Raw genomic sequence first — 13,581 nt, forward strand, 5'->3', positions numbered from 1 at the left:
AGGCGACACCCTTTGGCCCGTGACCTTCTCTACCGCAGATAACGGATCATCGGCGCTCGTGGCCTGAGTTGAGACACACTCCTCTCCATGCCACTCTTCCACCTGGTACTCTGGCATGCCGGCCTACCTACCGCTCCCCAGAGCCTTCGCTTCCCGCTCCAGCGTCTCGCGTTGGTTGCCGTGCTTCGCGATCAATTCCTTGACCTGCTGCGGGGTGATGCCGGCCTTGGTGGCGAAATACTCGACTTCATAATCCTCATCGGCAGAGACGCGGTCCCGATCGCGGAAGTCCGTCTTCGTTTTGTCGTCGGCCATTTGCTTTGCTCCTGGTTATATGATCAACCGCAACGTGCAGCCGCAGCCTTTTGTTGCAGCGGAGCCCGGATTTCCGAAACGGTCACATGGGAAAACGGCCCTCATAGCAGGAGGTGCTGGTGTTGCTGTAACTTTGAACGGAACGGTTTTTCTCCTTGACGGTTGTGACGTGAAGGAGATGCCTCATGTTTGAAAGTGTGATGTGGTTGATCGTCGTTGCTGGTGGCCCACTGTTGCTGGCCCTATTGATGGCATACGTTCTTATGACCCGACGCCACCGTGGTCCTGCAGAACGCATGGAAAGCGACCGCGCGACCAAACGGCTCTATCGCCAGGACGAACGTTGATCCTGAGGCTGGCGCAACGTTTGCGCTCACGCTGGCCCGCTGCCTCGCGGTGGCAGGCTTCTTCGTTTTAGGAAGTTAGGAATAACTTAGGAAAGATTTGGCCCTCTTTGAAAATACAGAGGCAATTCAGCACGGTAGCCAAATATCTGGCGGAGGGAGTGGGATTCGAACCCACGGTGGGCTTGCACCCACGCCGGTTTTCAAGACCGGTGCCTTAAACCGCTCGGCCATCCCTCCAACGTGACTTTTCAATCATCTAGGAACATCAACCGACCCAGTGAACGACAGTTGGTATCGAATGATACCTATCCTTCCGGACCAGCTTGCGGTTCATTTCTCTAGAGCGTTGCCCATCGCCAAGTCAACCATCGGCGCTGCCATGGATAATAGGGGGTGGCGTTCGTTACCCGAACGGAGCTGCGAACCCGTTTTCGAAGGAGCCGGGATCTAATTGCGATCCTTGCTGCCGACCTGCACAAGTTGCAGAAGACCCAGCACGACAAGTGCGAGCAAGGTAGCCAAAGCCGCGATCTGCCAGAACCCGAGCCCAACCGCCAGGCCTATGGCGCCTGCCAGCCACATGCCCGCCCCAGTGGTAAGCCCTTGAACCTCGCCCTTGGAGAAGAAGATCAAGCCCGCGGCCAGAAATGCCACGCCGGCAGTCGTGGCTTCGATCAAGCGGATAGGATCAATGGCGATTTCCTGACCATCGAAGACGTGAAGATGAGTAATCTCGATCGTGAGGATGGCAATTAGAGCCGTCGCAACACAGACCAGGATGTGTGTCCTCAATCCGGCCGGTCGGTTACGCCATTCGCGTTCGATCCCAACGATGGAGCCAAGGACGGCCGCGAGCAAAAGCCTGGCTGAAATTACGGAAAAGGGCAGCCACGTCTGTTGCCCGAAACGTTCAATGAATTCATCCATGAGGCGCAGAACGTATCTCGGGTCGGTCGGTTCCAGGCAGCCGCGCTTCATGCCACAGGTTCACTTCCAGACTCCAAAGGACAGAGGTCTCGGATGCCTCCTCACAGGCGCCCGGCCAGCCCGGGACCTGGCCGCCACATTCCTGCCCGGTTCCGGACACAATCGATTAATACGCTGATAAACAATTCCTGCGCACAAGGGATGGGGATTGGCGCGTCGCAGGCATTGCTCATCTGGCTCCGCCGAAATTCTAGAAGCGGCGCCTGTGTCGAGACGGTAGGGGACATCGGAAAACATGCAGACCACGACGCATCGGCGTCTTCGTCGCGCTCCTGCTTTGGTGTTGTGCGCTCTTTCGGCTGCGTTGCTGGCCGCGTGCGCGTCGCCGCAGTCCGAGCCGAAAGCCATGGTCTACAAGAAGCCTCGCTCGAAGGAATATTTTGCCGAGACCGAGTACGGCGTGAAGGCCAGCCCGCGCGTTCAGTACATGCGGCGCGGCGGCGGCCGCGACCAGTTGGGCAAGCCCTATCAGGTGCGCGGCAAGTGGTATTACCCCAAGGAAGACAAGCGCTACGCCAAGGTCGGTCTCGCCTCCTGGTATGGCGATGCCTTCCACGGTCGCCTCACAGCCAATGGCGAAGTCTACGACATGACCCATCTGACGGCGGCGCATCCGACCATGCCGCTGCCAAGCTACGCCCGTGTCACCAACACCGAGACCGGAAGCTCGGTCATCGTGCGCGTCAACGACCGCGGCCCCTATCACGAGGGACGCATCATCGATGTCTCGGAACGCGCCGCGCAAATGCTCGACTATGCCAAGGTCGGCACGGCCAGGGTCAAGGTGGAATATATTGGCCGCGCACCGCTCGACGGCGACGACGACCAATATCTGGTCGCCTCCTACCGCCCGGGCAACCGCCCGGACCCGTCCGATGGCTTGCCGACCGGCGTCATGGTGGCGATGAACGGACCTTCGCCGAGCCTATCTGTTGGCGCACCCCCTGCCGTAGTGCCGTTTCCTGGTCAGTTGACGAATTCCGACACACAGCCAGTGATGTCGATGCAGGCACCGGCCTCAAGCGATGTGACGCTGCCTGAATTCGGGCCGATCGTGCCTCAGCGCCCGGAATCGCCCTTTGCCGTGGCTTCGCTCTCCTATGCGGATGAGCGCGTACAGCGCGCCGACGTCTTTGCAGCGCTTGACGACCAGGGCATGTCGCCAGCCGACATCCTGCAATCGTGGAAGAAATCCAACCCGCAGGCATCGCCTGCCGTTTCCGACTATGTCGCCGCCGGATCCTTCGACGATGCCGCCGAGGCAAAGCGGGTGGCTGCGGCTCTCGAACCGTTCGGCAGGACCGAAATCCAGAGCACCGAACTCGACGGCAATGACTGGTACGCGGTCAATCTCTATCCGGATGGCCATGGCAATGTCGACGACCTCTTGCGCGCGGCATGGTCGCATGGCGCGCCGGACGCGCTGGCTGTGCGCAACTGACCAACAAAGGCACGCCGGTTTTGTCATTGCGCGGTTGATCCGCCGGGAAGAAGCCTGATAGCGTTGCGGCAAGTTTCTGCCGGCTAACAGTCGAGCCTCTTCATGCGATTTCGCCTTTTCCACCCTTTTGCCGGGCTTTTTGGCCTTGGCTTCTTGCTTGCCGCGCTGGTTCCGGCCAACGCGCAGCTTTTCGAGACCAAGGCGACGCAGGCTTTCATGATCGATGCCGAAACCGGCACGGTGCTGTTTTCCAAGGATGCCGACCAACCGATCCCGCCGGCCTCGATGGCCAAGCTGATGACGATGGAGATGGTCTTCAACGCCATCAAGTCGAAGCGCATGAGCCTCGACGACACCTTCGTGGTTTCGGAAAATGCCTGGCGCAAGGGCGGTGCGCCTTCGGGAACGTCGACCATGTTTGCCAAGCTCAAATCGGCGATCCGGGTCGAGGATCTGATCCAGGGGGTCACCATACAGGCCGCCAATGACGGCTGCATGGTGCTGGCCGAAGGCATGGCCGGTTCGGAAGAGAATTTCGCGGCGCAGATGAACGATCGCGCGCGCCAGATCGGGCTGCCGAAATCGACATTTGTCAATTCCACCGGCCTGCCGGCCGACGGCCAGCAGACGACAGTGCGCGAACTGGCGCAGCTTGGCCTGCATATATGGCGCGAATATCCGGATCTCTATCTCTATTACGGCCGGGCCGATTTCACCTGGAACAAGATCTCGCAAAAGAATCGCAACCCGTTGCTGGCCATGGGCATCGGCGCCGATGGGCTGGCGGTCGGGTCGAGCGAGGCGGGCGGTTTCGGCATTGTCGGCTCGGTCAGCCATGACGGAACCAGGGTGTTCGCGGCGATGAGCGGATTGGCCAATGATCGCGAGCGCGCCGAGGAAGCGCGCAAGCTGCTCGAATGGGGCGTCCGCTCCTTCGAGAAGACCGAGATTTTCGCTGGCAACGAAGTGGTCGGCGAGGCCCAGGTGTTCGGCGGCGCCAAATCCAGCGTAGCGCTGAAGGCAAAGGCGCCGATCGACGTCCTGCTGCCGATCGCCAACCGCGACAAGCTGACCGCCAGGATCGTCTATCAGGGGCCGGTATCGGCGCCGGTGGAGGAGGGGCAACCCGTCGGCGCGCTGCGCGTCTGGATCGGCGATACGCTGAGCCAGGAAACGCCGCTTTTCGCCGCCGAATCGGTCGGCGTCGGCACACTGCCGCAACGCGCGTTTGATGCCGCCAGGGAACTGGCCGTAGGCTGGCTGCGTTGAGTTCCTGCGGCGTGGACCTTTTCTCGGGCGCGGACTAAGACACCAGCGCAAAGCAGGACAAAGGCCTTTCGATTGGCAAGCGGATTTTTCATCACCTTCGAAGGCGGCGAGGGCGCCGGCAAGTCGACGCAGATCGAACGGCTGGCCCAGAAGATGCGCGCCAAGAAATACGATGTCCTCCTCACCCGCGAACCCGGGGGGTCACCCGGCGCCGAGGCGGTCAGGCACGTGCTCCTGTCCGGCGCCGCCGAGCCTTTCGGGCCGAAGATGGAGGCGCTGCTGTTTGCCGCCGCGCGCTCCGACCATGTCGAGCAGGTCATCCGGCCGGCGGTGGAGCGCGGCTCCATCGTGCTTTGCGACCGTTTCCTGGATTCGTCGCGCGTCTATCAGGGCGTCACCGGCGGCCTCGATCCGGCTTTCATGGAAGCTCTGGAGGAGGTCGCCATCAACGGCATGATGCCGGACATGACGCTGATCCTTGACATTGACCCCGCCGAGGGCTTGCGGCGCGCCGCCGCGCGGCGTGGCGCCGAGGACGGTCCGGACCGCTTCGAAAAGGAGACGCTGGACATCCACCAGCGCCGCCGTGACGCCTTCCTGGCGATCGCAACCGCCGAGCCGGACCGCTGCATCGTGATCGACGCGTCGGCGCCTCCCGCTACGGTGGAGGATGTCATCACCGCGGTGGTGTTCGCCGCACTTGAGGCGAGGGCGCCCGCGCGCAACCGACAGGCGGCGCCCGCATGATCTTCGAACGCATCGCTCCCGAGCAGCACGACACGCTGGACGGTGTACCGGAGCCGTCCGAGACGCTGCGCCTGGTCGGCCATGAGCAGGCGGCCGCGATGCTCGCTGCCGCCTATCGCTCGGGAAAACTGCCGCATGCGGTGATCTTTGCCGGGCCGATCGGCATCGGCAAGGCGACGCTTGCCTTTCACCTGGCGCACCATCTGTTGAAGCATCCGGCCTTCGACCAGGCGCCGGATGTGTTTGCCGTTCCCGATCCGGCCTCATCGCTGTTTCGCCAGATCGCCACCGGGGCGCATCCCGGCGTGCTGCATCTGACCAGGCCGCTGAACGACAAGACCAAGAGCTTCAAGACGGTCGTCACCGTCGACGAGATCCGCAAGGTCAACCGCTTCCTGTCGCTGACCTCGCATGACGGCAGCTACCGGGTGGTGATCGTCGATCCGGCCGACGACATGAACACCAACGCCGCCAATGCCTTGCTGAAGAACCTCGAGGAGCCGCCGAGCCGCACGCTGTTCATCCTCATCGTGCATGCGCCGGGCAGCCTTTTGCCGACCATCCGCTCGCGCTGCCAGATGGTGCGGCTGACGCCGCTCGATGCCGGCAGCCTGATGAGCGTTCTGGAAACCGTCGAGCCGCCGCCACCTTCCGATCCTGCCGCGCGCGCGGCACTGGCGGAACGGGCAGGGGGCAGCGCCCGCAATGCGATCCTTCTGACCCAATATGGCGGGCTGGAGATTGCCGGCACGCTCGACGCCCTGGTCACGTCGGGCAGGAGCGACATCGCCGGCGCCTATCGCCTTGCCGAGGCCGTCGCCGGCCGCGACCAGGCGATCCAGTTCGACATCTTCAACCGCCGCGCGCTCGATCTGCTCTCCACCGGCGCCAGTGAAGCCGCGCTGGCTGGGGATCTCGCGCGGGCGAAAACGCTGTCCGACACTTGGCACGAGGCGCTGAACGCCATATCTGAGACCGATACCTACAATCTTGACAAGAAGCAGCACGCCTTGACCATGATCGACCGCCTGAATTCCGCAATGCGAATGTGACCGGTTTCGGCATTGGGGCGGGATGGCAATCGCCGTCTCGATGCGATATCCACCGCTCACATTCATTCGGCCATTCATGACGGTTAATTCATGTCACGCGACACATTCTACATCACGACACCAATTTTCTATCCGAACGGCAAGCCGCATATCGGCCACGCCTATACGGTCATTGCGACCGACGCGCTGGCCCGCTTCCAGCGCCTGGACGGCAAGGACGTGCTCTCCCTCACCGGCACTGACGAACACGGCCTCAAGATGCAGCAGACGGCCGAGAAGGAAGGCATAACGCCACTCGCGCTTGCCGACCGCAACTCGGCGATCTTCCGTTCGATGACAGAGGTCCTGGGCGGCTCGAATGATGATTACATCCGCACGACGGAACCACGCCACTACGAGTCGTGCCAGGCGATCTGGAAGGCGATGGCGGCCAATGGCGACATCTATCTCGACCGCTACAGTGGCTGGTATTCGATCCGCCAGGAAGCCTATTTCGAAGAGAGCGAAACCACGCTCGGCGACGACGGCGTGCGCCGCGAGCCGCTTGGCTCGCCGGTCGAATGGAATGAGGAGGAAAGCTACTTCTTCAGGCTTTCCGCCTATCAGGACAAATTGCTTGCGCTGTACGAAAGCCAGCCCGATTTCGTCGGTCCGGCCGAGCGCCGAAATGAGGTGATGAGCTTCGTCAGGTCCGGCCTCAAGGACATCTCGGTCTCGCGCACGACCTTCAATTGGGGCGTGCCGGTGCCCGGCGACGACAAGCATGTGATGTATGTCTGGGTCGATGCCTTGACCAACTACATCACCGCTGCCGGCTATCCCGACACCAAGGCCGAGCAATGGCGCTACTGGCCGGCCACGCACATTATCGGCAAGGACATCGTCCGCTTCCATGCCGTCTACTGGCCGGCTTTCCTGATGTCGGCCGGCATCGAACTGCCGAAGCGCGTCTTCGCGCATGGCTTCCTGTTCAACCGCGGCGAGAAAATGTCGAAGTCGGTCGGCAATGTCGTAGACCCCTTCACCATGGTCGAGCATTACGGCCTCGACCAGGTGCGCTATTTCTTCTTGCGTGAGGTGCCATTCGGCCAGGACGGCAGCTACAGCCATGACGCGATCGTCAACCGCACAAATGCCGATCTCGCCAACGGTCTCGGCAATCTGGCGCAGCGCTCGCTGTCGATGATCGCCAAGAACTGCGGCGGCGTGGTGCCGCATCGCGGCGAGCTGACCGAAGCCGACAGCGCGATCCTCGACCAGGCGGTGGAAGCGCTGGGTACCGCGCGCCAGGCGATGGCGGAACAGGGCATCCATCTCGCGTTGGCGGCGATCTTCGGCGTTGTGGCGGAAGCGGATCGCTACTTCGCCTCGCAGGCGCCCTGGGCGCTGAAGAAGACCGATCCGGCGCGCATGGAAACAGTGCTGTGGACGACCGCCGAACTGGTGCGGCGCGTGGCATTGCTGTGCCAGCCCTACATTCCGGGGTCGGCCGGCAAGCTGCTGGACCTGCTGGCGGTGCCGGCGGACAAGCGTGACTTCGCGCATGTCCATGCCGACTATGCGCTGGTGCCCGGCACGGCGCTGCCCGCGCCGGAGGGCGTGTTTCCGCGTTATGTCGAAAACCCTGAGGCGAGCGCCTGATGCTCGTCGACAGCCATTGCCATCTCGACTTTCCGGATTTCACCGAGGAGCGGGCGGCCATCGTCGCCCGCGCCAAGGCTGCCGGTATAGGTCACATGGTGACCATCTCGACACGCGTGAAGCGGTTTGCGCAAGTGCTTGAGATTGCCGAGAGTTTCGACGAAATCTATTGCTCGGTCGGCACTCATCCTCACAATGCCGGCGAAGAGCTGGATGTGACGGCTGAGGACCTTGTGCGCCTGTCCGCGCACCCGAAGGTGGTGGCGATCGGCGAGGCCGGGCTCGACTATTTTTACGACAAGGCGCCACGCGATGCGCAGGCGCAGGGCTTTCGCACTCACATAGCGGCCGCGCGCGAGACCGGCTTGCCGCTGGTGATCCATTCGCGCGATGCCGATGACGACATGGCTGCCATCCTCGAAGACGAAACAGGGAAGGGCGCCTTCCCCTTCATCCTGCATTGTTTTTCGTCGGGGCGACGGCTGGCAGAGGTCGGCGTGGCGCTTGGTGGCTATGTGTCCTTCTCGGGCATACTGACCTTCAAGAACTCCGCCGATTTACGCGCCATCGCAGCCGATGTGCCGCATGACCGGCTGCTGGTCGAGACCGACGCACCGTATCTGGCGCCGGTGCCGTTCCGCGGCAAACGCAACGAGCCGGCCTATATCGCGCATACAGCCAAGGTGCTGGCGGAGACGGTCGGCGTTGGCGAAGCCGAGATCGCGACGCTGACGACGGCAAACTTCTTCCGGCTGTTCGGCAAGATGCCGCGGCCCGCCGGGCTCTGACGCATGAGCGACCGGCTGCGCCTCACCATCCTCGGCTGCGGCTCGTCACCTGGCACGCCGCGCATCACCGGCGATTGGGGCAATTGCGACCCGGCCAATCCGAAAAACCGGCGTACACGCTCAGCCGCGCTCGTCGAGCGGATAGCAGCCAACGGCGCCAGAACCACGGTCGTCATCGACACCGGGCCTGATTTCCGTGAGCAGATGCTGATGGCGGCGGTCCGGCGCATCGACGCCGTCGTCTATACGCATCCGCACGCCGACCACATCCACGGCATCGACGATCTGCGCGGCTACGTGCTGGAGCAGCGCCATTTGATCGATGTCCATGCCGACCAGCCGACCATGCTCAGGCTGCGCGAAGCGTTCGGCTATTGCTTCGAGACGCCGCTTGGCAGTTCCTATCCGCCGATCGTCAGGCCGCACATCATCGATCACGCAAGGGCGGTGACGATCGAAGGCGAGGGCGGTGCCCTCACCCTCGAGCCGCTGCCGCAGATCCATGGCGACATCATTTCGCTCGGCTTCCGCATCGGCGGGCTGGCCTACTGCCCCGATATAAGCGACTTCCCGGATACCACCGCCGAGCGGCTGCGCGGCCTGGAAATGCTGGTCATCGATGCCTTGCAGTACCATACCCATCCCAGTCATCTGTCGCTCGGTCAGGCGCTTGGCTGGATTGAAAAACTGGCGCCGAAACAGGCCGTGCTGACGCATATGCATGTGCCGCTCGACTATGCCACGGTGAAGGCCGAGGTGCCGGCCAACGTCACTCCGGCCTATGACGGCATGGTGATCGAAATTCCTTTATGAGACAGCATGATACGAGCAGATCTTTATAAGGACGTTCGGTTCTTCGGCGCGAAGATCAGCAGCGTTCCAATCCGCTCATAGCCCATGCGGGGATAAAGCAGCGCTCCGGCACGCGTCGCCAACAGCATCGAGCACCGCGACGCATGCGCTTTGTCGTCATGCAGCATTTTGGCCATCAGCGCCTGGCCGATGCCTCGACGCCGGTACGAAGGCTCGACAAACATTGCCGAGCACCATGTGGCGCCGATGGCGTCTATGCTGCGCACACGCCCGACGATGGCGTCGCCATCGAGCGCCACATACTGGCGAAACGGCGCATCGTCGCCGAGTTGATCGTCTGGAAGTGGCCGCCTGCGTATGACCTTTCCCAGTTGTGCAGCGCGTTCAGCCGTCCTCACGCGTTCGATAGAGACGATTACTGGCGGGTCTGGAATTTGGCGCAGCGACTGGACGAAAAAGCCTTCCGTCCGCAGCAGCCGGTAGCCGAGCGCCTTGTAGGCAGTTCGCGTCGGTTCGTCCGGGCCGTCATTCGCGATCACGACCGAAACGGCAAAGCTTGGCCGCGCATGCTGCCGCACGATGGCATCGGCTTCCTCGGCGGCGACGTCATGGACGATCCATTCTTCGCCACGGTAGTCGCGTGCATTCTTGCGCTCGGCATCGCGCATCAGCCACAAGGGTCCGACGCGGCTGGCCTCGTAGGGAAAGGAACGGCTCTTGTCGGTGCTGAAGCCGTGCACGAACACTTCGATCGCCGCTTCGATGTCACGCTTTGCTGTCGTCATCGACACAGCGTAGCGTTGGCCATCGGCTCAAGGCAACACGCGTCGATCATGCCAAACCCGTGAAAATCGCAGCAATTTCCAGCTTCAGTCTAATGCACAAGTTCCATAATCTATCTTATGCGACTTTCATATGTGGCTGCTGCTTCCATTACGGACGTGCCAATATACGCCCTGCTGACTGAGATGCGGGCCGGCGGCTCTGATTGCTTGGCGGGAGGAACGTTGACGAAGCAGTGGCGAAATGAGTTGGCGTGGTCTTCATTTCTCAAGGGATGGCGCCTTTCGCAAAGGCCTCGACTTCCTGCTCGACCGGCCCGCGCCGGGATAACGAACAGGAGCGTCATCCCGAAAAGCTTTCCAGGAGGCCGCTGAAGGCTGCTGCGATTGCAACAAGATGGAAGACGCCAAGGGCCAGCCATCTGGAGCCGCCGGCGCCCGCAACAAATGCCCCATAGGCAGGAAACTGCAGCGCAGCCAATCCGATGGAAAGGCTGGTGATCGTTGTGTTGGTCAAAAGCGTTGCCAGCATGGGGACCGGATAGAGAAGTCGCGCCAGCACATAGTCGCCATGCCCGGCCCCGGCCGAATAGAGCGCCAGGAAAAAGGCGACCGGCGTGACGCCGAGGCCGACAAGGAACCCTGCCCGCGAGGAGAATTTTGGCGACGTCATCTGGCCATGGCCATGGCGGCCGGTGGGTCGCCGCCGGGTGGCAGTGGTACGGGAGCGTATCCGGAATAGTCGGCGCGCAGGCGTGCCAGTCCGTTCGAACAGGACCGGAGCGCATCCTCCAGCATGAACATGTTCGCGAGCGGCATTGTCGCTTTGACAACGACGACCACGCCGCTGATTTCCCGACTCCGGATCAGGCCCCGGCGGCTGTGCAGTTCGGCGATGATTTTGTCGACATAGGCCGCCGACGTGTTCACCTCGACTTGCATGATCGGCTCGAAGAGCTGCACGCCCAGCTTGGGAGCGGCTTCACGGAAGCAGGCTCGGCCGGCGATCTCGAAAGTCAGGGGCGAGGAATCAGTGTCGTGATACGCGCCGTCGATCAGCGTTGCCTTCACGCCAAGCATCGGGAAGCCAGCAAACGGGCCTGAAGACAGAATGTTCCGCAGCCCCTTTTCGACGCCCGCAACATATTCGTTCGGAAGCGCACCGTCGGCGACCTTGGACCCGAAGACGAAGTCCCAGCTACCGCCATTCGGCTCGAACGCAATCTTGACGCGGGCGAACTGACCCGTACCACCGGACTGCTTATTGTGCGTGTAGTCCTGCTCGTGCTTACGGGTGATCGTCTCGCGATACGCTACCTTGGGCGCGCCGACATTCACCTCAATGCGAGACTCGCGGCGCAGGTGGTCGATGACTATGTCGAGGTGGAGTTCGTCCCTGCCGGCGACGATCGTCTGGCCCGATTCCGCATCCTGCTTGACGTGCAACCAGGGATCCTCGTCCGCCAGCTTCGACAAGGCAGTAGCTAGCTTCTCCTGATCCGCCCGCGACTTCGGCTCGATCGCGATTTGCAGCAGAGGCCAGGGCGCGGCAGACTTTTCTATCATGACGCCATGGTTGCAGATCGATCCGATGACCGCAACGGAGGGGTCTACGCCCGGCCGGCCGCCCTGCCCGTCCCTTTCGCTTCCTGACTGTGGACGCGCGCCAGGAAATCGCGCACCAGCGGAAGTGCCTCATCGAAATGCGTTTCGAGCAACCAGTGGCCGGCGCCATCGATCAGATGAAGCTCCGCTTCCCGCAAATCGCGCTGGTAGGCATGCGCCGATTGTGCCGGCATGTAACCATCCTCGGGGCCCCAGACGATGAGCGTTTGCGGTTGGTGCTCGCGCAGATAGCTCTGATAGCGCGGGAACCAGCCGAGGTTCGCCTCCAGCTTCTCCATCAGGCCGACCGCGAGCCGCCGGCGGATCGGCGTGTCCATCAAAGGCCAGTGGAGTTTCCAAAGATCGGGAGGCACGCGCTCGGCTACAGCGTAATCCACCTCTCCGACAAACTCGTGCCGGAAGCCCTTCTCGCTTACCGCCTCTTCCAACGGCCGGTGCTTTTCGGGCGTCTTTTCCTTCCAATAGGCTTTTATCCCAGCGTATTTCGGCCCGAGAACATCCTGGTATATATCGCCGTTCTGGATGATGAGTGCCGCGATGCGCTCGGGATGTGCGATGGCGTGGCGCAGTCCGATCTGAGAGCCATAATCGTGCAGCCAGAGCGCATAGCGCGACGTGCCGAGCGCATCGGCGAAAGCTGTCAGAAACCCGGCATAGGCATCGAAATCATAGCCAAAGTCCGACATTTCGGGCGTGCCGCTGTAGCCAAAGCCGGGAAAGTCCGGCGCGAATGTATGCCAGCGATCGGCAAGTGCCGGCATCAACCGTCGGAATTGATAGGACGAGCACGGATAGCCGTGCGGCAGGAGAAGGACGGGAGCATCAGGCGGGCCGTCTTCGCGATAGAAGATGCTGTTTCCGTCAATGTCGATCCGGCGATGTTGCAATTATACCTCCTTGCTCAAAGCTTGCCCGCCACTTTGTTTACGGCGCTCGGGCAAGAAGGTTCCCTTGAAGTCAGGGCGTGACGGCTTCCGGCTCTCCATTGCCCGACAGGATCTGCAGCGTTCCGCGCGTGGCGTTGCGGAACGCATCGTCGAAACTGACGCCACGTACCTGCCAGCGATACTCCTTATCCTTGAAGCTGAGCCGCCAGTCGCCGACCCAGCCCAGCGCTTCCTGGCGCCATACCAAAGTGCCGGCAAGCAGGGCGTCCCCATCCAGCGTGTTGGCCACGTCGGCGAGCGCGACGTCGGACGGCCGAGGCAACTCCAGCGGCAAACCGGTCCGGTGCGCCGCGTCCGCCAGCGCAACGCGCATATCCGCCGCAAGCTCGCCGCCGCCATCGCGCACCAGCGTGAAGCCGTCGCCTTTCATCGGCCTTACATCCAGCAGTGCGACCATTTTTGGCCGCGGCACCGCCCACGGTTTGCGCCCGAGCGACGCCAGCAAGGCATCGATCTTGTCCGGGTCGAAATCGGCGGTGATGTAATGCGGCCGGTCGTGGGTGCCCTGCTCGTCATGCGGCGGGCGGTTGTTGAGCAGGTCGCGGTAGCCGACACCAGTGACATAGTCGGCCGCGTGCCGGCTCATGTCCGCAACACGCGGGTCGCCGATCAGCCGCGGGTCGCCGGAAACCTTGACCAGCACCTCTTCAAGGCACGGCGCCAGGCCCCAGGCCCGGTTCTCCTCGCCAGTGCCGCTGGTCACCGATTGCGCGCGGTAGAGGCTGGCGCGGTCGATGTCGGCGGCAGCGACCGGAAAGACAATCAGCACAGCCAGCGCCGCTGCCACAAAGCCCAATTTCAAGCATCCAGGCACCCGCCGACCCTC

The 13,581-nt window shown here is 62.4% G+C and carries 14 protein-coding genes, 1 tRNA gene and 1 pseudogene; 8 read left to right on the forward strand and 8 right to left on the reverse strand.

Going from position 1 to position 13,581, the window contains the following annotated elements; translation table 11 throughout:
- Positions 1–123: 123 nt before the first annotated feature.
- Entirely contained in the window at positions 124–315 is a 192-nt protein-coding gene (locus tag X730_RS160605) for a DUF3606 domain-containing protein (RefSeq protein WP_023825571.1), read from the reverse strand.
- Between the two features lie 185 nt (positions 316–500).
- On the opposite strand from X730_RS160605, the gene X730_RS1000000168060 reads away from it, so the two are divergent.
- Positions 501–662 carry a hypothetical protein gene (locus X730_RS1000000168060; RefSeq protein WP_023691300.1) on the forward strand — a complete coding sequence of 54 codons (162 nt, stop codon included), beginning with the start codon at positions 501–503 and terminating at the stop codon, positions 660–662.
- Positions 663–809: 147 nt separating this feature from the next.
- On the opposite strand, the gene X730_RS160600 is transcribed toward X730_RS1000000168060, so the two are convergent.
- Positions 810–899: transfer RNA gene (locus X730_RS160600), tRNA-Ser, on the reverse strand.
- A 210-nt stretch (positions 900–1,109) separates the two neighbouring features.
- Entirely contained in the window at positions 1,110–1,589 is a 480-nt protein-coding gene (locus tag X730_RS0133120; RefSeq protein WP_027050850.1) for an MgtC/SapB family protein, read from the reverse strand.
- 295 nt (positions 1,590–1,884) lie between these two features.
- Here X730_RS0133120 and X730_RS160595 point away from each other — a divergent pair, with 295 nt between their 5' ends.
- From X730_RS160595 to X730_RS160565, 7 genes are all read left to right on the forward strand, one after another.
- Positions 1,885–3,090, forward strand: a complete 1,206-nt coding sequence (locus X730_RS160595; RefSeq protein ID WP_023701721.1) for a septal ring lytic transglycosylase RlpA family protein — start codon at positions 1,885–1,887, stop codon at positions 3,088–3,090.
- Between the two features lie 102 nt (positions 3,091–3,192).
- Positions 3,193–4,359 (forward strand): D-alanyl-D-alanine carboxypeptidase family protein, encoded by a 1,167-nt coding sequence (locus X730_RS160590; RefSeq protein ID WP_023688475.1) that lies wholly within the window; start codon positions 3,193–3,195, stop codon positions 4,357–4,359.
- 72 nt (positions 4,360–4,431) lie between these two features.
- Positions 4,432–5,106, forward strand: a complete 675-nt coding sequence (tmk, locus tag X730_RS160585; protein ID WP_023701723.1) for a dTMP kinase — start codon at positions 4,432–4,434, stop codon at positions 5,104–5,106.
- Entirely contained in the window at positions 5,103–6,158 is a 1,056-nt protein-coding gene (locus X730_RS160580; RefSeq protein WP_023745049.1) for a DNA polymerase III subunit delta', read from the forward strand. Before tmk ends, X730_RS160580 begins: the two co-directional genes overlap by 4 nt.
- Before the next feature lie 90 nt (positions 6,159–6,248).
- Positions 6,249–7,799 carry a methionine--tRNA ligase gene (metG, locus tag X730_RS160575; protein ID WP_023825572.1) on the forward strand — a complete coding sequence of 517 codons (1,551 nt, stop codon included), beginning with the start codon at positions 6,249–6,251 and terminating at the stop codon, positions 7,797–7,799.
- A complete protein-coding gene (locus X730_RS160570) occupies positions 7,799–8,587 on the forward strand; it encodes a TatD family hydrolase (RefSeq protein WP_023696113.1) in 789 nt (262 codons plus the stop codon). Before metG ends, X730_RS160570 begins: the two co-directional genes overlap by 1 nt.
- 3 nt (positions 8,588–8,590) lie before the next feature.
- Complete coding sequence (locus X730_RS160565; RefSeq protein WP_023682541.1) at positions 8,591–9,400, forward strand: MBL fold metallo-hydrolase; 810 nt, start codon at positions 8,591–8,593, stop codon at positions 9,398–9,400.
- 23 nt (positions 9,401–9,423) lie between these two features.
- Here X730_RS160565 and X730_RS160560 read toward each other — a convergent pair whose 3' ends face one another.
- From X730_RS160560 to X730_RS160540, 5 genes and pseudogenes are all read right to left on the reverse strand, one after another.
- A complete protein-coding gene (locus tag X730_RS160560) occupies positions 9,424–10,185 on the reverse strand; it encodes a GNAT family N-acetyltransferase (protein WP_023708498.1) in 762 nt (253 codons plus the stop codon).
- A 340-nt stretch (positions 10,186–10,525) separates the two neighbouring features.
- Positions 10,526–10,855: a hypothetical protein gene (locus X730_RS160555; protein WP_023668943.1), complete on the reverse strand. Its 330-nt coding sequence runs from the start codon at positions 10,853–10,855 to the stop codon at positions 10,526–10,528.
- A pseudogene (fusA, locus tag X730_RS160550) lies at positions 10,852–11,769 on the reverse strand (elongation factor G); the annotation flags it as partial. The pseudogene fusA and the gene X730_RS160555, both read right to left, overlap by 4 nt.
- Positions 11,770–11,792: 23 nt before the next feature.
- On the reverse strand, positions 11,793–12,695 hold the full coding sequence (locus X730_RS160545; protein ID WP_023682543.1) for an alpha/beta hydrolase: 903 nt from the start codon (positions 12,693–12,695) through the stop codon (positions 11,793–11,795).
- 70 nt (positions 12,696–12,765) lie between these two features.
- The gene (locus X730_RS160540; RefSeq protein WP_245261307.1) at positions 12,766–13,542 is read right to left on the reverse strand and encodes a DUF2066 domain-containing protein; all 777 of its coding nucleotides are present in this window, start codon (positions 13,540–13,542) and stop codon (positions 12,766–12,768) included.
- Positions 13,543–13,581: the final 39 nt, after the last annotated feature.

Source organism: Mesorhizobium sp. L103C131B0 (genome assembly GCF_000502275.1).
GTDB lineage: Bacteria > Pseudomonadota > Alphaproteobacteria > Rhizobiales > Rhizobiaceae > Mesorhizobium.

Coding starts and splice junctions, on each gene's coding strand:
- X730_RS160605 (WP_023825571.1), bottom strand. CDS start 315: ATGGCCGACGACAAAACGAAGACGGACTTCCGCGATCGGGACCGCGTC.
- X730_RS1000000168060 (WP_023691300.1), top strand. CDS start 501: ATGTTTGAAAGTGTGATGTGGTTGATCGTCGTTGCTGGTGGCCCACTG.
- X730_RS0133120 (WP_027050850.1), bottom strand. CDS start 1,589: ATGGATGAATTCATTGAACGTTTCGGGCAACAGACGTGGCTGCCCTTT.
- X730_RS160595 (WP_023701721.1), top strand. CDS start 1,885: ATGCAGACCACGACGCATCGGCGTCTTCGTCGCGCTCCTGCTTTGGTG.
- X730_RS160590 (WP_023688475.1), top strand. CDS start 3,193: ATGCGATTTCGCCTTTTCCACCCTTTTGCCGGGCTTTTTGGCCTTGGC.
- X730_RS160580 (WP_023745049.1), top strand. CDS start 5,103: ATGATCTTCGAACGCATCGCTCCCGAGCAGCACGACACGCTGGACGGT.
- metG (WP_023825572.1), top strand. CDS start 6,249: ATGTCACGCGACACATTCTACATCACGACACCAATTTTCTATCCGAAC.
- X730_RS160570 (WP_023696113.1), top strand. CDS start 7,799: ATGCTCGTCGACAGCCATTGCCATCTCGACTTTCCGGATTTCACCGAG.
- X730_RS160565 (WP_023682541.1), top strand. CDS start 8,591: ATGAGCGACCGGCTGCGCCTCACCATCCTCGGCTGCGGCTCGTCACCT.
- X730_RS160560 (WP_023708498.1), bottom strand. CDS start 10,185: ATGACGACAGCAAAGCGTGACATCGAAGCGGCGATCGAAGTGTTCGTG.
- X730_RS160555 (WP_023668943.1), bottom strand. CDS start 10,855: ATGACGTCGCCAAAATTCTCCTCGCGGGCAGGGTTCCTTGTCGGCCTC.